The 19,031-nt window shown below is 65.5% G+C and carries 19 protein-coding genes and 1 tRNA gene; 12 read left to right on the forward strand and 8 right to left on the reverse strand.

Annotation, left to right across the window (positions count from 1 at the left end):
* The first annotated feature begins 80 nt into the window (after nt 1-80).
* Nucleotides 81-1,409 (forward strand): dicarboxylate/amino acid:cation symporter, encoded by a 1,329-nt coding sequence (locus KUF59_RS33565; RefSeq protein ID WP_212458813.1) that lies wholly within the window; start codon nt 81-83, stop codon nt 1,407-1,409.
* Between the two features lie 19 nt (nt 1,410-1,428).
* Here KUF59_RS33565 and KUF59_RS33570 read toward each other — a convergent pair whose 3' ends face one another.
* The 6 genes from KUF59_RS33570 to KUF59_RS33595 form a co-directional block, all read right to left on the reverse strand.
* On the reverse strand, nt 1,429-2,751 hold the full coding sequence (locus tag KUF59_RS33570; protein WP_212458949.1) for an MFS transporter: 1,323 nt from the start codon (nt 2,749-2,751) through the stop codon (nt 1,429-1,431).
* Nucleotides 2,752-3,036: 285 nt separating this feature from the next.
* Nucleotides 3,037-4,395, reverse strand: a complete 1,359-nt coding sequence (locus KUF59_RS33575) for a sigma-54-dependent transcriptional regulator (RefSeq protein ID WP_258767559.1) — start codon at nt 4,393-4,395, stop codon at nt 3,037-3,039.
* Nucleotides 4,392-6,179 carry a sensor histidine kinase gene (locus tag KUF59_RS33580; RefSeq protein WP_258767560.1) on the reverse strand — a complete coding sequence of 596 codons (1,788 nt, stop codon included), beginning with the start codon at nt 6,177-6,179 and terminating at the stop codon, nt 4,392-4,394. Before KUF59_RS33580 ends, KUF59_RS33575 begins: the two co-directional genes overlap by 4 nt.
* 616 nt (nt 6,180-6,795) lie before the next feature.
* Nucleotides 6,796-7,383, reverse strand: coding sequence for a hypothetical protein (locus tag KUF59_RS33585; protein WP_258767561.1), 588 nt, complete (start codon nt 7,381-7,383; stop codon nt 6,796-6,798).
* Nucleotides 7,384-7,385: 2 nt separating this feature from the next.
* On the reverse strand, nt 7,386-8,978 hold the full coding sequence (locus KUF59_RS33590; RefSeq protein ID WP_309500887.1) for a YadA-like family protein: 1,593 nt from the start codon (nt 8,976-8,978) through the stop codon (nt 7,386-7,388).
* Between the two features lie 310 nt (nt 8,979-9,288).
* Nucleotides 9,289-9,365: transfer RNA gene (locus KUF59_RS33595), tRNA-Pro, on the reverse strand.
* Between the two features lie 68 nt (nt 9,366-9,433).
* Between KUF59_RS33595 and KUF59_RS33600 the strand changes: the two genes are divergently transcribed.
* From KUF59_RS33600 to KUF59_RS33625, 6 genes are all read left to right on the forward strand, one after another.
* The gene (locus tag KUF59_RS33600; protein WP_212458819.1) at nt 9,434-10,423 is read left to right on the forward strand and encodes an L-threonylcarbamoyladenylate synthase; all 990 of its coding nucleotides are present in this window, start codon (nt 9,434-9,436) and stop codon (nt 10,421-10,423) included.
* Nucleotides 10,424-10,436: 13 nt separating this feature from the next.
* The gene (locus KUF59_RS33605) at nt 10,437-11,864 is read left to right on the forward strand and encodes an FAD-binding oxidoreductase (protein ID WP_258767563.1); all 1,428 of its coding nucleotides are present in this window, start codon (nt 10,437-10,439) and stop codon (nt 11,862-11,864) included.
* Nucleotides 11,861-12,316, forward strand: a complete 456-nt coding sequence (locus tag KUF59_RS33610) for a GNAT family acetyltransferase (protein WP_258767564.1) — start codon at nt 11,861-11,863, stop codon at nt 12,314-12,316. The genes KUF59_RS33605 and KUF59_RS33610 overlap by 4 nt, the downstream gene beginning before the upstream one ends.
* A gap of 17 nt (nt 12,317-12,333) precedes the next feature.
* Nucleotides 12,334-12,915, forward strand: coding sequence for an NUDIX domain-containing protein (locus KUF59_RS33615; RefSeq protein ID WP_258767565.1), 582 nt, complete (start codon nt 12,334-12,336; stop codon nt 12,913-12,915).
* A gap of 157 nt (nt 12,916-13,072) precedes the next feature.
* Nucleotides 13,073-14,002: a glycine/sarcosine/betaine reductase selenoprotein B family protein gene (locus KUF59_RS33620; protein ID WP_258767566.1), complete on the forward strand. Its 930-nt coding sequence runs from the start codon at nt 13,073-13,075 to the stop codon at nt 14,000-14,002.
* 25 nt (nt 14,003-14,027) lie between these two features.
* Nucleotides 14,028-15,221, forward strand: a complete 1,194-nt coding sequence (locus KUF59_RS33625; RefSeq protein WP_258767568.1) for a CaiB/BaiF CoA transferase family protein — start codon at nt 14,028-14,030, stop codon at nt 15,219-15,221.
* 90 nt (nt 15,222-15,311) lie between these two features.
* Here KUF59_RS33625 and KUF59_RS33630 read toward each other — a convergent pair whose 3' ends face one another.
* Nucleotides 15,312-16,070 carry an SOS response-associated peptidase gene (locus tag KUF59_RS33630; protein ID WP_258767569.1) on the reverse strand — a complete coding sequence of 253 codons (759 nt, stop codon included), beginning with the start codon at nt 16,068-16,070 and terminating at the stop codon, nt 15,312-15,314.
* Between the two features lie 63 nt (nt 16,071-16,133).
* Here KUF59_RS33630 and KUF59_RS33635 point away from each other — a divergent pair, with 63 nt between their 5' ends.
* The 5 genes from KUF59_RS33635 to KUF59_RS33655 all read left to right on the forward strand — a co-directional run bounded on the left by KUF59_RS33635 (nt 16,134) and on the right by KUF59_RS33655 (nt 18,535).
* Complete coding sequence (locus KUF59_RS33635; protein ID WP_212458825.1) at nt 16,134-16,634, forward strand: hypothetical protein; 501 nt, start codon at nt 16,134-16,136, stop codon at nt 16,632-16,634.
* Nucleotides 16,635-16,637: 3 nt separating this feature from the next.
* Nucleotides 16,638-17,072, forward strand: a complete 435-nt coding sequence (locus tag KUF59_RS33640) for an NUDIX hydrolase (RefSeq protein WP_258767570.1) — start codon at nt 16,638-16,640, stop codon at nt 17,070-17,072.
* 67 nt (nt 17,073-17,139) lie between these two features.
* On the forward strand, nt 17,140-17,517 hold the full coding sequence (locus KUF59_RS33645) for a TIGR02301 family protein (RefSeq protein ID WP_212458827.1): 378 nt from the start codon (nt 17,140-17,142) through the stop codon (nt 17,515-17,517).
* A gap of 82 nt (nt 17,518-17,599) precedes the next feature.
* A complete protein-coding gene (locus KUF59_RS33650) occupies nt 17,600-18,067 on the forward strand; it encodes a hypothetical protein (RefSeq protein WP_212458828.1) in 468 nt (155 codons plus the stop codon).
* Between the two features lie 201 nt (nt 18,068-18,268).
* A complete protein-coding gene (locus tag KUF59_RS33655) occupies nt 18,269-18,535 on the forward strand; it encodes a hypothetical protein (RefSeq protein WP_140979584.1) in 267 nt (88 codons plus the stop codon).
* Between the two features lie 168 nt (nt 18,536-18,703).
* On the opposite strand, the gene KUF59_RS33660 is transcribed toward KUF59_RS33655, so the two are convergent.
* Nucleotides 18,704-19,024, reverse strand: a complete 321-nt coding sequence (locus KUF59_RS33660; protein ID WP_258767571.1) for a cupredoxin domain-containing protein — start codon at nt 19,022-19,024, stop codon at nt 18,704-18,706.
* Nucleotides 19,025-19,031 lie beyond the last annotated feature (7 nt).

Consider the following 19,031-nt stretch of genomic DNA (forward strand, 5'->3'; position numbering starts at 1 on the left):
CACGCACCGACGAAATTGTGAGTATCCGCCCGAGCACCGCCGCCCCATGATGGTGTGAAAACACCATCGGGGGGACCCCAATGACGACAGAAGCGTTCCGACCGGCCGCCGCTCGCCGTCACCAGCCCTGGTATCGCATCCTCTACGTTCAGGTCCTGATCGCGATCGCGCTCGGCGTGCTCGTCGGCTACTTCTATCCCGATCTCGGCAAGGAGCTAAAACCGCTCGGCGACGGTTTTATCGCGCTGATCAAGATGATGATCGCACCGGTGATCTTCTGCACGGTCGTGCACGGCATCTCCTCGATGGGCGACCTCAAGCGCGTCGGCCGCGTCGGCCTGAAGGCGCTGATCTATTTCGAGACAGTCTCGACGGTGGCGCTCGCCGTCGGCCTGCTCGTCGGCGAAGTGCTGCAGCCCGGGCACGGTTTCAACATCGACCCCGCCACGATCGATCCGAAGTCGGTGGCGACCTACGTCACCCAGGCGAAGGAGCAGGGCATCGTCTCTCATCTGATGGCGATCATTCCCGACAGCTATCTTGGCGCGATCGCGCGCGGCGACCTATTGCAGGTGCTCCTGATCTCGATCCTGTCAGGCTTTTCCATCGCCTTCCTCGGCAAGGCAGGCGAGCCAATTGCGGCGGCGATCGACAAGGCCGCAAAAATGTTCTTCGGCATCATCCGCATCATCGTCCGCGTCGCGCCGATCGGCGCATTCGGCGCGATGGCCTTCACCGTCGGCGCCTACGGCCTCGGTTCGCTGCTCAATCTCGCCGCCCTGATCGGGACGTTCTATCTCACCAGCATGCTCTTCGTGCTGATCGTGCTCGGCGCGATCGCGCGGCTGACCGGTTTCTCGATCATCCGCTTCATCGCCTATATCAAGGACGAGCTTTTGATCGTGCTCGGCACCTCGTCGTCGGAGACGGTGCTGCCGCAGATGATCCAGAAGATGGAACATCTCGGCGCCTCGCGCTCCGTGGTCGGCCTCGTCATACCGACCGGCTACAGCTTCAACCTCGACGGCACCAACATCTACATGACGCTGGCGACCCTGTTCCTCGCGCAGGCGACCAACACCAACCTGACGATCTGGCAGGAGCTCGGCATTTTGGGCATCGCCATGATCACCTCGAAGGGTGCTTCGGGCGTGACCGGCGCCGGCTTCATCACGCTCGCGGCCACCCTCTCGATCGTGCCCGACATCCCGATCCAGTCGATCGCGATCCTGGTCGGCATCGACAAGTTCATGAGCGAGTGCCGGGCGCTGACCAATCTGATCGGCAACGGCGTTGCTTGCGTCGTGATCAGCCTGTCGGAAGGCGAACTCGACCGCGACGCGCTGCACGAGGCCATGGCGCATCCGCTCGAGATGGGCGAAGCGCTGGAGCCGGGCGCGGGCACATGAGGCCCGCGCCGCCGCCTCGCTATTCGTGCCGATTCATCGCCGACAGCTTCTTGGTGTCCCGCATGGTCAGATAGACCAGCAGCGAAATCGCGATGCAGCCGGTGAGATAGTAGTAGAACCAGCTCTCGTGCCCGATCGACTTGAACCACAGCGCGATCGATTCCGCTGTACCGCCGAAGATCGAGACGGTGAGCGCATAGGGGACGCCGACGCCGGTCGCCCGGACGCTGGTCGGGAACAGTTCGGCCTTCACCACCGCGTTGATAGCGGTATAGCCCGACACGATCATCCAGGCCGCCGCGATCAGCAGGAAGGCGGTGAAGGCGTCATGCGCCGCCTGCAGGCTGGTGAGCAGCGGAATGGTGAACAGCGTGCCTGATACGCCAAACCCGATCAGAAGCCATTTGCGTCCGATGCGATCCGAGATCGCGCCGTAGATCGGCTGCAGCAGCATCGCGAAGATGAGACTGCCCGCCGTCACCATCGTGGTCTGGTCGTCGTTCAGTTTCACCGAAAGCCGCAAGAACTTCTGCATGTAGGTGGTGTAGGTGTAGAACGCCGCGGTGCCGCCCATGGTCAAGCCGACCACCAGCAAGACCTCGCGCGGATAGTTCATCAGCGCGCGGATCGAGCTCGACTTCTTGGTCACCTTCTGGCTGTTCTTGAAGGCGTCGGTCTCGTGCAGATTGCTGCGCATCAGCGCGGCGACGACGGCGAGCACGGCGCCGAAGGCGAACGGCACGCGCCAGCCCCAGGCGCGGATTTCCTCGGTCGACAGGAACACCTTCTGGAGCAGGAGCAGCACGAGGATGGCGCAGAGCTGGCCGCCGATCAGCGTCACATACTGGAAGCTGGAATAGAAGCCGCGGTTCTTCTCGTCGGCCACTTCGGTGAGATAGGTGGCGCTGGTGCCGTATTCGCCGCCGAGGCTCAGGCCCTGCAGGACGCGCGCAAGGCCGAGGATGATCGGCGCGGCGATCCCGATCGTCGCATAGGTCGGCGTCACCGCGATGATCAGCGAGCCGAAGCACATCATCACCACCGACAGCGTCAGCGCATTGCGTCGTCCGTAGCTGTCGGCGAGATGGCCGAACAGCCAGCCGCCGAGCGGCCGCACCAGGAAGCCGGCGGCAAACAGCAGGGCGGCGTTGAGCTGCTGCACCACCTCGTCGCCGTCAGGAAAGAACGCCTTGGCGAAATAGAGCGCGAAGGCCGCATAGGCGTAGAAATCGTACCACTCGACGAGATTGCCGACCGAGCCGATGAAGATCGCGCGCAGCCGTCGCTTCACATCGGCGAGATCGCTGCGGGGCTCGGCGCCCGCGGGGGCAAGGTTCTGGATCGAGGCTTCCTGTGAACTCACGACGTCCTCCAAGGGCTTGGTGTTTCCTGCGGGAAACGGCCGCTTGCTTGTTGGATCGCAAGGTGGCGCCGCCTCCGGACCAAAATGGTCTCGGCGCTCTTCAGCAACGGCCGTGCCAGTCAGTGGCAACATGGGACAAGGCCGGATTTGCCGATGTTTGGGGGTGATTTCGCGAGGAACGATCGCAGGGCACGCCACGACATCGGCGGAAATCCGCCGACGCGAACGGCGTCATTGGCGGATTTCCGCTGATCGGAGCTGCGCTCAGCCGTCCTTGCGGCCTGGCCGGACCAGCGAATATTTCGCCATCTTCTCGTTCAGGGTACGGCGGGGAACGCCGAGTTCTTCGGTGACGTCCGCGATTGACCAATCATGCTCGCGCAAGGTCGCCTCGATCAGCGTCCGCTCATAGGCCGCGACGCGGTCGGCAAGTGTGCGCCGTGGCGCACCCGGCTCGCCGCGCCGCAAGATTTCCGCAACGCTGCGGCCGGTCGCAGCTAACCCCAGCGCGTAGCGCTCGGCGACGTTCTTCAATTCGCGCACATTGCCCGGCCAGTCATGCCCAAGCAGCGCATCGAGATCGTCGGGCCGCAGCGGCGACAGCGCGCGGCCGGCGCCCTCGGCGGCAGCCGCCGCAAAATGCTCGAACAGGAGCAGCACGTCGTTGCCGCGCTCGCGCAGCGGCGGCAGGCCGATCTCGGCGGCGGCGAGGCGAAAATAAAGATCGGAGCGGAAGCGCCCGTCCCGGCTCTCGGCGGCCAGATCGCCCTTGGCAGCCGCAATCACCCGCACGTCCACCGGCACGAGCTTGTTCGATCCGACGCGCTCGATCGCGCGCTCCTGCAGCGCGCGAAGAATCTTGGCCTGGAACGGCAGCGGCATGCTCTCGATCTCGTCGAGCAGCAGCGTGCCGCCGGAGGCGTGCTCGAACTTGCCGATGCGGCTCGCCCGCGCGCCGGTGAAGGCGCCGGCCTCGTGGCCGAACAATTCGCTCTCGAACAGCTCGGCCGGGATCGCCGCGCAATTCACCGCGACAAACGGCGCTTTCGCGCGCGGGCCAAAATCGTGGAGCGCGCGCGCCACCACTTCCTTGCCGGTTCCAGTCTCGCCGGTGACGATGACGTCGCGGTCGTGGCCGGCAAGCTCCAGCACGCTGGCGCGCAGCGCGGCCATCGGTTTTGACAGACCGATCAGGCGGCTCTCGATCGCGCCGCTCGCCGCGAGCCTGCCAGCGAGCTCGCCGAGCTGCAATTTCAGCCGCCGCCGCTCGACGGCACGCGCGATCACCAGAGAGAGCTGCTCGGGATCGTGGGGCTTTTGCAGGAAGTCGTAGGCGCCCTCGCGCATCGCGGCGACCGCCAGGGGCACGTCGCCATGGGCGGTCAGCAGCACCACCGGGATGTCAGGATCGGCGCGGTGAACGTCGCGCATCAACTCGAGCCCGGAAATCTGCGGCATGCGAAAATCGCTGAGCACCACGTCGGGCGGGCTCTCCTTGAGGAGCCGCATCGCCTCCTCCGCGCCGGCGGCGGTGCGGACTGCGAAGCCACCAAGCTCCAGCCACTGCCGCACGGAATCGCGGACGATGTCTTCGTCGTCGACGACGAGAACCGCGCCGCTCATGCCTGCAGTTCCGCTTGCGTCGCGGCCGGGCTGCCATCGATCGCGGGAATGACCACCGTGAAGGTCGAGCCGACGCCCGGTACGCTGTCCACCAAGATCTCTCCTCCGAGCTCCCTGATAATTCCGTACGAAATCGAGAGCCCGAGGCCAAGCCCCTCGCCGATCTCCTTGGTGGTGAAGAACGGGTCGAACAGCGATTTCAGATGTTCCGGCGCGATCCCAACGCCGGTGTCGGCGATCTCGATCTCGGCCCGGCCGTCGCGACGGCCCAGCGTGACCTTGAGAACACGCCGCTCGCACCCCCGCATCGCGCCGATCGCGTTCGACAGCAGATTGACGACGACCTGCTCCAGCCGGACCGGATTGGCAAAACTGTGCAGCGGTTCAGCCGGCATGACGCGCACGATCTCGATGCGCTCATTGTCGATCTTGTATTGCAGAAGGCGGATCGCATTGTCGATCACGGCACCGAGCGCGACCACACTGCGCGCGCCGGTCTCCTTGCGCGCGAACATGCGCAGATGCGCGATCAGCGCCATCATGCGATCGGCGATCGACGACATGGTGTCGAGATTGCCGGCCGTGCGCTCGACGTCGTTGCGGCGGAGCAGAACGCGGCTGCTCGCGATCGTGGTGATGAGGGCCGCGAGCGGCTGAGTGATCTCGTGCGCGACGCCGGCCAGCGCCTGGCCGAGGCTCGCGAGCTTTGCGCTCTGCACCAGGCTTTCATGGGTTTTGCGCAGCTCCTCGGTGCGCTCGGCAACGCGCTGCTCGAGCACGTCATGCGCCTCGAGTTTTGCGCGGATCACCTGCCGGCGCTGATCGGCGACGACGGCGACCAGCAACGCGGCGAGCAGCGCGAGCGCGCCGGCGGTCGCAACAGTGGCCGCATGGCGGCGCGCGTCCGCCGCATCCGAGAACAGCAACAGCATCCAACCCTGATCGAGGGGGCGGATCTGAAGGGCATATTCGCCGGGCTCGACATCGTCCCGGCCGCGCGCGCGACCGACCTGGACGCCCGACCTGTTGCCGTCGGCCACGAACACCGGCGTTCCGTCGATCGCCTGGCCGAACTGGCGCGCGGCATTGAGCTCGGCGATGCGGCTCGCAGGTATCGGCGACAACGGGCGGTATTTCCACTCGGCGCGGCTTGCAAGGAAGATCACGCCGTTCTCGTCCTTCATCGCCACGAGATCGCCGGCGCGCGCCCAATCCGCTTCAAGCGGGCTGAGGTCGATCTTGACCACGGCGACGCCGATGGTTTTGCCTGCCTCCTCGATGCGATGCGAGAGGAAATAGCCGGGCTGCCCGGTGGTGGCGCCGACGGCATAGTAGTGGCCCTCGCCGCCGCGTAGCGCATCCTGGAAGTAGGGACGAAACGCGTAGTTCTGTCCGACGAAGCTGGAGTCCTGGTCGAAATTGCTGGCGGCGAGCGCAAGGCCGTTGCCGTCGAGCACGTAGAGCTCGGCCGCGCCCGCCTTCTGGTTCAGCGATTGCAGGTAACGATTGGCGGCGGCAATGGCGGCTGCGTCCTGTGGGTCGCGATAGAGTGCGCGGATCGGATCGGCAAGCGACAGCACCGCCGGCAGATAACGGAAACGCGCGACGGTCGCATCGAAGGTGCTCGCGATCAGCGTCAGGCGGTCATTGGCCTCGCGCTGCATGCGGACGAAACCGGCATCGAGCGCGAGGACGTAGGTGAGCCAGCCTACTGCTGCGACCGCGGCAAGCAGCACAGCGCCGATCAGGGCGCGGCGCAGGGAGGCTGGGTGAGAAGGTTGCATCGGGGGTCTCAAGGCGGTCGCGATCAGTATCGCATGGCAGGATGCGAAGCGCCGCTGCAAAATAAGCTCTTGGTCAGCGGCGGAGGCGCCGGTTCCTCGTCCCGAAGAGCTGAACCGGCGAGAGACCGCCTCAACACCGGAGAAGCAATCCAAAGTCCCTCCACGGGACGATTCCGTCACTCGGCGAGACATACCAGAAATCCGAATTCTGTAAAGAGAAATTTTTTACGGAATGGGCTTGATGGGAGGCAAAACGGCACGCCTCGCCGGACGCACCCTCGGGTCAGGCGGCCTGCTCCCAAAGCATCGGAACAACCCCATGCACAGTAGAACGACCGTGACCGGCAACGATGCTGCGAGCCGCGTCGCGACGTTCAATATGTCGGGCAAATCAGGAGCACGATACGATCAGCGCCCCACTAAAGCGCGATGGCTTTGGGTTGAAGCGTCATCGCGCTTTAGCTCTTTGTTTGAGCATGATCTCCGCGCAAACGCGTACCGCGTTTGTCGCGAGGGAAAACCGCTGCGCACTTTTCCGGATCATGCTTTGGGGACGCCGGGCAGTTTCGTTCCCTTCCAAGCTCGTGCAAGTCGTAGCGGACGCGGCTTGCCGGCCCTATTGCTTGGGCGCCTGTTTCGGCGCCGCCGGCTTTGCGGCCGCTGCGGGCGCGGCACCCGCTGGCGGCGCGGCCTGCGCTTCGGGCGCGGCGGGCGCGGCCTGGCCGATCGAGACGGAGATGCCGAACAGCCGCCACTGGCCGTCGACCGGCGCATACATCAGCTCGAAATTGACCTGCGACGGCACCGAGGGAAAGAACCCCGCCATGTGCATCAGCCCGTTGGATTCGATTTGCGGCAGGAGCGACAATTGCGGTTCGATCACGGCGATGCCGGAGAGATCGAGCTTGTCGTTGCGCTGCTTTGCAAAGATCTCCGCAAGCTTCGCCGCGCTGTTGACCTGGAAACCCGGCGCGCCGAGGTCGCGCAGCACGGTGTAGTTGCCGGTCTTGTTGGCATGGTCGAGCGCGAGCAGTGCCGAGCGCACCAGGATGATGACGCCGTTACGATCGATGTTGGCAGGTTTGGGCGGCTGCGCCGCCTGCTGCGCCTGCGCCGGACGCTGTGCCAGCGCGGGCGTGGCGACGAACAGGCCGGCGAGCAGCAGCGTGCCGATCGCCCCTCGCCACAACGCAAACGCACGCATGATCACCACGCAACCGTCACGCCGGCGCGACCGCCGACACCACCTTGCGCAAAGCCCGCCGCGACGCCGCCATTGAGGACGACGTTGTCGCTGACCCGCATCTGCGCCACGAAGCTCGCCGCGTTCTGGCCGCGGAACGTGCCCCAGTTGCTGGAGATCGCGAACCTCTTGTCCGCCGGCAGCGCCGCGCCGCCCATCGCGATCGCCATCGCGGTGCCTTCGAAAGCCTGCCGCATCTGGGTCTGCAGCGTGCTGACGCTGCCCTGGAGCGCGGTGACGTCGTTCTGCAGCGAGCCGATCGCGGTCGGCGAGAAGCTCGTGGTCGCGAGATTGCCGGCGGCATCGGTCGTGACCAGCGCGACCGGCCCGGTTTGTGCCGAAAGGCTTGCCGCCGAGGTGAGGCCCTGCATGCGGTAGGTATTGGAGGCCGTACCGATCGACACCTGGTTCACGGCGCTCGTGCTCGCGCCATTGCCGATCGCGGTGGAGTTGGCGAAGGTCGCGTTCGCGTTCGGGCCAAGCGCCGCCGAATTGCTGCCGGTCGCCACGCTGTTGTCGCCATAGGCCGCACCGCCATTGGCGGCGGAGGCGAGATTGCCGACGGCAATCGATCCGGTCGCAACCGCCCCGTTGCCGATCGCAATCGCGTTGACGCCAGTGGCGGCCGAACTGAGGCCGATCGCAACCGCGCCATTGGCGGTCGCCTGCGCATTGGCGCCGAGCGCGGTGGCGCCGACGCCGGATGCTTTCGCCGACAGACCGATCGAGGTCGCATTGACCGCGCTCGCCACGCTGGCCTGACCAACCGCGGTGGCGCCAACGGCGGTCGCGTTCGCATTTTGGCCGAGCGCGGTGGTATTGTTGAAAAACGCCGCGCTGCCCTGGCCGAGCGCAGTGGTGCCGGTGCCGACCGCATTGGCGTTCTGGCCGACCGCCGTCGCGGTGTCGCCGCTTGCCACGCTGTTCTGGCCAAGCCCGGTTGCGTTGGTGCCGAAGACAAACGAGTTCTGACCGACAGCCGTTGCGTTATCGCCGTTGCTGACCGCGTTGGCGCCGATCGCCGTGGCATTCACGCCGGTGGCGGCGGCGGCAGCACCGAGTGCGGCGGAGTTGTCGCCTTGGGCTTGCGCGCCAGCTCCCATCGCGGTGGCATTGGCTCCGCCTGCGCCGACTCCGAAGCCGACTCCAGTCGCGTTAGCGCCCCCCGCACCGGCAGATGCACCCAACGCGACCGCATTTGTGCCGTTGGCATGGCTCAAGGCGCCTAGCGCAATGGCGAAGTCACCGTCGGCGGCCATATTGACACCGATCGCGATTGCGTCCTGGCCTGTTGCCCTCGCGAAGAAGCCAATTCCCGTTGCGAAATTGCCAGTAGCCTTGCCTCCCCCAACTGCAACGGCGCGCGCGCCGTCCGCATCGCTGGCGCCGCCAAGCGCCGCCGCGAAAAGACCGGTCGCCGTCGAGAACTCGCCGATTGCAACCGCGGCGCCTCCGCTTGCGGTGCCACCGCCGGCGGAATAATCCGCAGCCGTCGCCACGCTGATGGACGAAAACGCAAGACCGGCTGCCAGCACGATGGCGCGAGGCGCGGTCAATCTGATCCAAAACTTCGCTGATTTCGCATGGTCCTGCGCGATGCTGCGATCAACGCATTGGCGCGCCGTCAGACACCTGCATTCCATGACCCGCCCCAACCTCACCCGTTGGAACCAACCTATCCGCCTGACGGAACCCGGCAAAGTCTCCGGACGCCCCGCGTCCATGCGCGCAGCGTTTTGGCCGCAGCCTGTGTCTGGATAGACACATTGGCAACGCCTTGTAACCTGTGAGTGTGCGGGACAGCGTGAGACCGCCGGCGGGTTGACTTGGCACCCGCCAGCAATCAGAAAACATGTGAAAATTGAATGGTCGGAGTGGCAGGATTCGAACCTGCGACCCCTGCGTCCCGAACGCAGTGCTCTACCGGGCTGAGCCACACTCCGACAAGAAGGCGGCTTATAGCGTCGGGTTTGGCGCACCGCAAGCGGCCGATTTGAGGAATTTAATCCCTGTGAAAACAGGCCTGACAACGCTGATTTTGCCGGCCGGGCCGGCCGCGGCCGACACCGCCGCCCGGACGCTTCATGCCGGGGGGTTGGTCGCGTTCCCGACCGAGACGGTCTACGGGCTCGGCGCGGATGCCGCCAATGCCGCGGCGATCGCCCATCTCTACGCGGCCAAGGGCCGGCCCGCCTTCAATCCGCTGATCGCCCATGTCGCGGACCTCGAGGCGGCGCGCCGGATCGGGCGATTCGATGCGCGCGCGGTGCTGCTGGCAGAGGCGTTCTGGCCGGGGCCGCTGACGCTGGTGGTGCCGAAGACGGGCGATTGCCCCGTTGCCGAGCTCGCGACCGCCGGGCTCGATACGGTCGCGATCCGCATTCCCGCCCACCCGGTCGCGCAACAGATTTTGCGCGCCTTCGGCGGGGCCGTGGTGGCGCCGTCAGCCAACATCTCCGGCCATGTCTCGCCGACCCTGGCCGCGCATGTCGAACATGATCTCTCGGGGCGGATCGACCTGATCGTCGACGGCGGGCCGGTCGAGGTCGGGGTCGAATCGACCATTGTCGGCTGTTTCGAGGCACCGATGCTGCTGCGGCCGGGCGGGCTCGCGCGCGAGCGAATCGAGGCCGTGCTCGGCGAACCGCTGACGCGGCCGCCAGCCGACGTCGAGAGCGACAGCTCGCAGCCGCTGGCGCCGGGCATGCTCGCCTCGCATTACGCGCCGCGCGCCCAAGTGCGGCTCAATGCGCGCAACGTTGCGCCCGGCGAAGCGCTGCTGGCGTTCGGGCCTGAGCGCCTGCCCGGCTGTGAGATGGCTGCTTCCGTCATGAATTTGTCAGTGAGCGGCGATCTCGATGAAGCCGCCGCCAACCTGTTCGGCTATCTTCGCAGCCTCGATGCAAAGAGCCCGCGCGGCATCGCCGTGATGGCGATCCCCGAGGACGGGCTTGGCGAAGCGATCAACGACCGGCTGCGGCGAGCAGCGGTCGCCCGGTAGGAAAGAAGAAGACATGAACGTCAATAAATCCGCCGCTCCTCCGCTTGCTCCTGAGCTGATCGAAAAATTCCGCAAGATCGTCGGCGACCGACACGCGATCACTGATGCCGCCGACATCGAGGCTTACGTCACCGAGGAGCGCAATTTGTTCCATGGCCGCTCGCCGCTGGTGCTGCGACCCGGCTCGACCGCGGAAGTCTCGGCAATCTGCAAGCTCGCCTCGGAGCACAGAATCGCGCTGGTGCCCCAGGGCGGCAATACCGGGCTCGTCGGCGGTCAGACGCCGCACAATGGCGAGGTGGTGGTGTCGCTGCGTCGGCTCGACAAGATCCGCGAGGTCGACACGGCGTCGAACACCATGACCTGCGAGGCCGGCGTGGTGCTGCAGATCGCGCAGCAGAAGGCGGCCGAGGTGGACCGGTTGTTTCCGTTGTCGCTGGGCGCGGAAGGAAGCTGCACCATCGGCGGCAATCTCTCGACCAATGCCGGCGGCACCGCCGCCCTCGCCTATGGCGTCGCGCGCGAGATGGCGCTGGGGCTCGAGGTGGTGCTGGCCGACGGCCGCGTGCTCAACGCGCTGTCAAAACTGAAAAAGGACAACACCGGCTACGATCTGCGCAACCTCTTCATCGGCGCGGAAGGCACGCTCGGCATCATCACGGCAGCGACGCTAAAGCTGTTTCCAAAGCCGCGGGCAATCGAGACGGCGTTCGTCGGGCTGAAATCGCCGGAGGCGGCGCTCAAGCTGCTGACGATCGCGCAGGGCGAAGCCTCGAACGCGCTGACGAGCTTTGAGCTTCTCGCGGAGATGGCGGTGGACTTTTCGATCCGCCACGGCATCGACGTGCGCGATCCGCTTCAAGAGAAGCATCCCTGGTACGTGCTGATGGAATTGTCCTCGCCGCGCGACGATGCCCGCAACACGCTGGAGGCGATCCTCGCCCGCGCCATGGAGGACGAGATCGTCGACGACGCCGTGATCGCGGCGAACCTGACCCAGCGCGCCAGCTTCTGGAAGCTGCGCGACGAGATGTCGGCGGCACAGAAGCCGGAGGGCGGTTCGATCAAGCACGACATCTCCGTGCCGGTGGCCGCCGTGCCCGCCTTCATCGCGGAAGCGGATGCCGCCGTGGTCAAGCTGATCCCCGGCGCGCGCCCGGTGCCGTTCGGCCATCTCGGCGACGGCAATTTGCACTACAATGTCAGCCAGCCGGTCGGGGCCAACAGCGCCGACTTCCTCGCGCGCTGGCATGACGTGAACGCCGTGGTGTTCGCGATCGTGCTGCGCATGGGCGGCTCGATCTCGGCCGAGCACGGCATCGGCGTGCTCAAGCGCGACGAGCTGCCTGACGTCAAGGACAAGACCGCGATCGAGCTGATGCGATCGGTCAAAGCGATGCTCGATCCGCTCGGCATCATGAACCCCGGAAAAGTGCTGTGAACGCGCCGGTCTCGCCGACCCCGCTGGCGATCGGTCCGATCGCCGATGGCGACATCGACAACGTCGTCGCGCTGTGGCAGCGCTGCGGCCTGACGCGGCCCTGGAACGATCCGCACGCCGACATCGCGCTGGCGCGGCGCCGCGACAATTCCACCGTCCTGGTGGGGCGCGAGGGCAACGCGATCCTGGCAACGGTGATGGTCGGCCACGACGGGCACCGCGGCTGGGTCTATTACGTCGCCGTCGACCCCGACCGCCGCGCACGCGGCCTCGGCCGGGCGATCATGAGCGCCGCCGAAGATTGGCTCCGTCAGGCCGGCATCCAGAAGCTCCAGCTTTTGGTCCGCCGCGAGAACACGCAGGCCGGCGCGTTCTATCAGTCGCTCGGCTTTGCCGAGTCCACGTCGGTGATGTTCCAGAAGTGGCTCGACGGCCGCGACCCCACGCCGTAACGCGCAGAGAGATCCGCATGTCCGTTTCCGATCGTGTCCGCGTCAAAGACGTCCGCGTGCTCTCCGACAAGAAGTATCTGCTCAAGTCGACCACCTTCGAGTGGCGGCGCAACAACGGCGAATGGCAGACGCAGGTGCGCGAGGTCTATGACCGCGGCAACGGCGCGACACTTTTGCCCTACAACCGCAAGCGCCGTACCGTGGTGCTGGTGCGGCAGTTCCGCCTGCCCGCCTTCGTCAACGGCTATGACGACCTCCTGATCGAGACCGCCGCCGGCATGCTCGACGATGCCGACCCCGAAGCGCGTATCCGTGCCGAGGCAGAGGAGGAGATCGGCTACCGCCTGCACGACGTCCACAAGGTGTTCGAGGCCTTCATGACCCCCGGCGCGGTGACGGAGAAGATCCATTGCTTCGTCGCCGAATACGAGCCGGAGATGCGGATCGGCGACGGCGGCGGCCTCGTCGACGAGGGCGAGGAGATCGAGGTGCTGGAGCTTTCCATCGACGAGGCGCTCGCCATGATCGCGGATGGGCGGATCATGGATGCGAAGACGATCATGCTGCTGCAACACGCGGCGCTGCATATTTTCAAGTGACGCGCCCACCCTCCCCTGGAGGGGGAGGGTAAGCGGCACCGTCCATACGGCACCACTCTCAAGCGCAACTCAGACCTGCACCGCCCTGCTCCCCGTTGAGCTGCCCGCCGACTATCTCTAGTCTGACGCCAACGAGAAACACGAGGAGACGCGCTCCATGTCAGCTCCGCGCGACGACGAATTTGGCTTTGCGCCCGATTATGACGCCCCCGTCCCCTATATGCAGCGGACGCGCGATTACTACACGGCGATCGGCTACACCACGCCCTATCGCTGGGCGCATTACGTCGAGGCGCCGTTCCAGCCGCTGAAGAAACCGCTCGCACAATCGCGGGTGACCATCATCACGACAGCCGCGCCTTATGATGCCGCCAAGGGCGATCAGGGACCGGGCGCGGCGTATAATGGCGGCGCGAAGTTCTACCAGGTGTATGATGGCGACACCACGCAGCAGCACGATTTGCGCATCTCGCACATCGGCTATGACCGCAAGCACACCAGTGCGACCGACAACGGCACCTGGTTTCCGCTGCCGCAGCTTTTGAAGGCCTCCGCCTCGGGGCGCATCGGCGAGGTGGCGCCGCGCTTTTTCGGCGCGCCGACCAACCGCAGCCACCGCGTCACGCTCGACATCGATGCGCCAGAGATTCTGGCGCGCTGTATCGCCGACAAGGTCGATGCCGCAATCCTGGTGCCGAACTGTCCGGTGTGCCACCAGACCACGGCTTTGGTCGCGCGACATCTCGAGGCCAACGGCATTCCGACCGTGGTGATGGGCTGCGCAAAGGACATCGTCGAGCACGCCGCCGTGCCGCGCTTCTTGTTCTCCGACTTCCCGCTCGGCAATTCGGCCGGCAAGCCGCACGACGTCGCCTCGCAGGCAGAGACGCTCGAGTTGGCCTTAAGGCTGCTGGAGAGTGCGAGCGGGCCGCAGACCACGATGCAGTCGCCACTGCGCTGGAGCGAGGACGCCTCCTGGAAGCTCGACTACAACAACGTCGCGCAGCTCTCGCCGGAGGAGCTCGCGCGCCGCCGCGCCGAGTTCGACAAGCAGAAAGAGATCGCGCGGGGCAACCGCGCGGCCTGACTAAGAAATAATATGGAGGAGCGGCGTGACCCGACCGTTCGAGGGCGTGAAGATTCTGGACTTCACGCAAGTGCTCGCCGGCCCCTATGCGAGCTACCAGCTCGCGCTGCTGGGTGCCGACGTCATCAAGGTCGAGCGGCGCGAGGGCGAGGACATGCGTCGCACGCCGCTGTCGCGCGAATGGGCCGAGCGCGGCCTTGCGCCGGCCTTCCAGGCCGTCAACGGCAACAAGCGCAGCCTGACGCTCGATTTGCAAAAGCCCGAGGCGATCGCCATCGTCAAAAAGCTCGCAGCAACGGTCGACGTCGTCATGGAGAATTTTCGCCCCGGCGTGATGGACAAGCTCGGCATCGGCTATGAGGCACTGTCCGCGATCAACCCAAAGCTGATCTACTGTGCCGTCTCCGGCTTCGGCCAGACCGGACCCGATCGCCTGCGACCGGGCTATGACGGCAAGGTGCAGGCGCTGTCGGGCATCATGGCGATCACGGGACATCCCGAGACCGGACCGACGCGCGCGGGTTTTGCCGTCTGCGACGTGCTGTCGGGCGCAACCGCCGCGTTTGCCGTCTCCAGCGCGCTCTATCAGCGCGACCGAACGGCTAAGGGCCAGCTCGTCGACGTCTCCATGCTGGAGGCGACGCTGTCGTTCCTGTCGGGCCAGATCGCGGACTGGTCGGTCGCCGGCCATCGCCAACAGCTTTCGGGCAACCAGGCGGTGAGCCGCAAGACCACGGCAAATCTCTTCAAGGCAGGCGACGGCTACATTCTGCTCGCGGTCAACAATGAAAAACAGTACCGCGCGCTGATGGGCGCGCTGGGGCGCAAGGACACGCTCGACGATCCGCGCTTTGCCGACTGGTTTGCGCGCAACGAGAACGAGCCGGCGCTGCGCGCCATCATCGAAGAGGCGCTGGCGGCAAAGTCGTCGCGCGAATGGGAGACCATTTTGGAAGACGCCGGCGCGCCCTGCGCCAGCATCTGGAAGATCGAGGAGGTCATCGATCATCCGCAAATTACGGCCCGCGGCGCGATTCAGGAGCTGGATACGCCCCATGGCCGCCTGCGCTTCGCCGGCAGCGGTTTTCGGCTTGCCCATGGCGGTGGCAAGCTCGACCGCATGGCGCCGGAGGTTGGCGCGGATACAGATACGGTGCTGCGTGAGATCGGGTTCGATGCGGCAGCGATAGCGGAGTTGCGGGCGCGGGAGATCGTTTGAGATCGACGCCACAAAACTCTATCGTCGTCCCGAACAAGCGTAGCGAAGCGGAGCGCAGATCCGGGACGACAGTTGAGATCGTGGCCGCGCCTAGAACAACGACCCCTGCCCGTCATCGGCCGGCGACGCGGCTGCCTTCCGCGCCACCTTCTTCGGCTTCGGCGCCTCGGCTTCCATCTCCTCCGCGCTGATCGGCAGCAAAAGCTGGTCGTCGTCGTTGGCGACGCGGTTGACGCGGGTGGAGACGGGATGCCAGGCGAACTCGCCGATATGAGGGGCCATCATCAGCGGCAGGACGGCATCGACCTCGTCGCTACGGCAATCGAGCCAGCGTTCGAAATCGTCGGGCGCAATCGTCACCGGCACGCGGTCATGCAGCGCGGCCAGATCCTCGCTGGCCGCGGCCGTCACGATTGCGACGGTGTCGAGCTCCTCGCCGTTCGGCCCCATCCAGGTCTCGAACACGGCGGCAAAGCCGAGCGGCGCGCCATCGGCGCGGTGAATGAAATAGGGCTGCTTGCGGCCGCCATCCGCCTTCCATTCGTAGTAGCCGTCGGCCGGGATCAGGCCGCGCCGCCTGCGAATCGCGTGTCTGAAGGCCGGCTTTTCCAACACCGTCTCCGAGCGCGCGTTGATCAGGAGCGTGAAGCCACGGGGGTCCTTGACCCAGGATGGCAGCAGCCCCCAGCGCATCAACTGGAAATGGCGCGCCCCCTTGTCGACGAACACGACCGGGATCGGTTGTGTCGGTGCTACATTATACCGCGGCGGGAAATTCGGCTGCTCCAGATAGCCGAAGAGTTGCCGCAGGGCCGCAGGGGCCGAGGTTATGACGAAGCGTCCGCACATTCTGAGGGCCTATATAGGTTCCCATTCAGGTCCTTTTAACCCCAAACGTTAACACTGCACCGGATGAACTCGATGGTCGCCGAACCCGCGCAAAGGCAAGTCGTGTCGGGCGCCGAGGCGGCGGCCTGGGCCGAGCGGCTGCGCGTGGCCAATATCAACCCGCGGACCGGGCTTGCCACCGACTATCTGAACCATTTCAATGAAGCCGTGATGCTGCTCGAAATGGTCCCGGACATGCCGGAATGCGCCGAAGATTTTCTGACCTGGTCGCCGCTGTCCTACGCCGAACATTTCACGGCCTCCAATTTCAAGGCGCGCGACCTCGCCATCGAGGCCTATGAGAAGGCCGAACCCACCGTGCGCGCCCAGTTCGACCACATCACCGACACCATGACCTCGATCCTGACAGCGGTCGGCTCGGCCATGCGCGAAGTCGAGAAGGACCAGACCCGCGTCCGTCTCGCCGAGCAGGCGACCCTCTGGGTCAAGCCGCTGATCGCGACCTGCGGCGGCATCATCAATGGCGGCACTGAGGCCGACATCGACAACATCATGGCGAACTGACGCGTGTCGTCGCCCGCTCAGCCCGCCCGCCCCCAGCTCGCCGTCAGCGCCGCGATTTTTCGCGACGGCAAGGTGCTGCTGGTCCGCCGCGCCCGCTCGCCCGCCAAGGGTTTTTATTCGCTGCCGGGCGGCCGGGTCGAATTCGGCGAATCGCTGCATCAGGCGCTCGCGCGCGAGGTCGACGAGGAGACGGGGCTCGATATCGAGATCGTGGGCCTCGCCGGCTGGCGTGAGGTGCTGCCGGCGGCTGGCGGCGCCGGCCATTACCTCATCATGTCCTTTGCCGCCCGCTGGGTCGGTAAGGAGCCCAATCTGAACGACGAGCTCGATGATTTCCGCTGGCTCGCACCGTCCGAATTCCACAGGCTTGGCGACCTCAAGCTGACCGGCGGCCTGGAAGAGGTCATTTTGCAGGCGGAGCGGCTGATCCGACCCTGATCCGGGTGCTTATCGGGGTTCCTGGCCTGCCTTGCGTCCCCCCGCCGGAGGGGGCATATCACCGCCGATGTTCACGCGATGTCTCGCCATTTTTGCCCTGATTCTCGCCTGCGCCACGGTGCCTGCCCGGGCCCAGGACGCGGCCGCACCGTTTGACGCGGATCTGCAGCGGCTCGCAGAAATCCTCGGCGGCCTGCACTATCTGCGCGGCATCTGCGGGGCCAATGAGGGCAACAAATGGCGCAACGAGATGCAGGCGCTGATCGACGCCGAAACCCCCTCCGGCGAGCGCCGCACCCGCATGATCGCGGGCTTCAACCGCGGCTATAACGGCTTTCAGCAGACCTACCGGAGCTGCACGCCGGCCGCCTCCGTCGCGATCCGCCGCTACATCGAGGAAGGCTCGAAAATCTCGCGCGACCTGACCGCACGCTACGCGAACTAGGCTTCGAGCTGGCGCGACTACATGCCATGGATTTGCCCCGCCCCTTGAACAGCCGTCTTTGCGGCTCGCCCATGGTGAAGAGATGTTGAAGCTTCGCGCGATTACGACGTGCCTTGCGCTCGCCTGCACGCCGACGGCCGCGCCTGCGGCCTCGCTGGTCGGATATTGGTACGGCCAAGGCTACCAGCCGCCCATTCACGAGGTCACGCAGCAGATCATCCACTATTGGGATGACGGCACCTTCGACATCCACTTCCGAATCTACAAGAACTGTGTCCTGACGTTCGACCAGCGCGAAGCCGGCACCTGGGTCCTCCGCGGCCCGAGCGGCTATCGCATCGTTACGACCTCCGTCGGCGGCGTCCCCATGAGTCCGCCCGCGACCGACGACTACCGTCTCGAAGAGCTGACCGAGCAGCACACCCGCTACGTCCATCTGGCGACCGCGGTGGAGTACACGGCCGACCGCGTCGACGAAAAATTCACATTCCCGGACTGTGCGTCAATCAGCCTGTCAGGCGGGAATCGGGCCGGCGGCCCTGCATCCTGAGAACTCCGCAGCGCCCACGCAACGGATGGTAGATTTGCCCTGGATTTGCTCCTCCGGCTGGCGGCTGGAACCACTCATCCACATTGTTCGGGCCCGTTAACCGTTCTTAAAGATGTGGACTAGGCGCTCCCAGTGCGCGTGCTACACGTTAATGACCAGCGCGTCGCCGTGGATTGCGCCTCCAGCCTTTGTCCGGGATTCATGAGTTCTCCGATTTCCTACGCACCCGCCCGCGCGCCCCTGCCCGACCATGAGCAGAAGCAGGCTGCACTCAGCTATCTCAACGAGGCCTGGGCCGAAGCACGCCATGACGGCGTCGATGGCGACTGCCTTGCGCAGGCGAGCCTGTTTGCCGCGCTCGCCGAACTCGTCGGCACCTATGGCGAGGATCCGGTGGCAAAGTTCGTCGAGGGTCTCGCCGGACGCGTGCGCAACGGCGAATTCTCCGTCGACCTTGCGAGGCAGTAACGAAATCCTCGAAAGAATGACCCCGCTCGGATGAACGGGGCCAGTTGAGGAGGATTGACCCGCGACACGTCGCGACGTCCGGGCCGTTATCGCACAGACGCGATTTTCCGCAGATCAGCATTAGTCCGGGGAACGCCGGGAGGTTTTCCCGGCGCCCACATGGAACCGCTACGGCGCGATCCTGAGCGTCGCCTTCATGTTCGGGTGAAAGCGGCAGTAATACTCAACGGTGCCGGTCTTCTTCACGACTGACATCGCCGATTTCTTCGCCGGCAGGTTGACGTCGAAATCGCCGCCCCTGGCCGTCGCCGTGTGCGCGAACACGTCCTTGTTGATCCACTCGACGGTGTCGCCGACCTTCAATGAAACCTCGGCCGGCGTGATCTCGAGATTCTCCATCGTGATCTGAACCGTCTCCCCGCTTGCGGGGACGATCAGCGATACCAACGTGATCGCGCCTGCGATCGACAACAGCCGTCCCGGCATCATCGCGCGC

This window comes from Bradyrhizobium arachidis, from assembly GCF_024758505.1.
Taxonomy (GTDB): Bacteria; Pseudomonadota; Alphaproteobacteria; order Rhizobiales; family Xanthobacteraceae; genus Bradyrhizobium; species Bradyrhizobium manausense_C.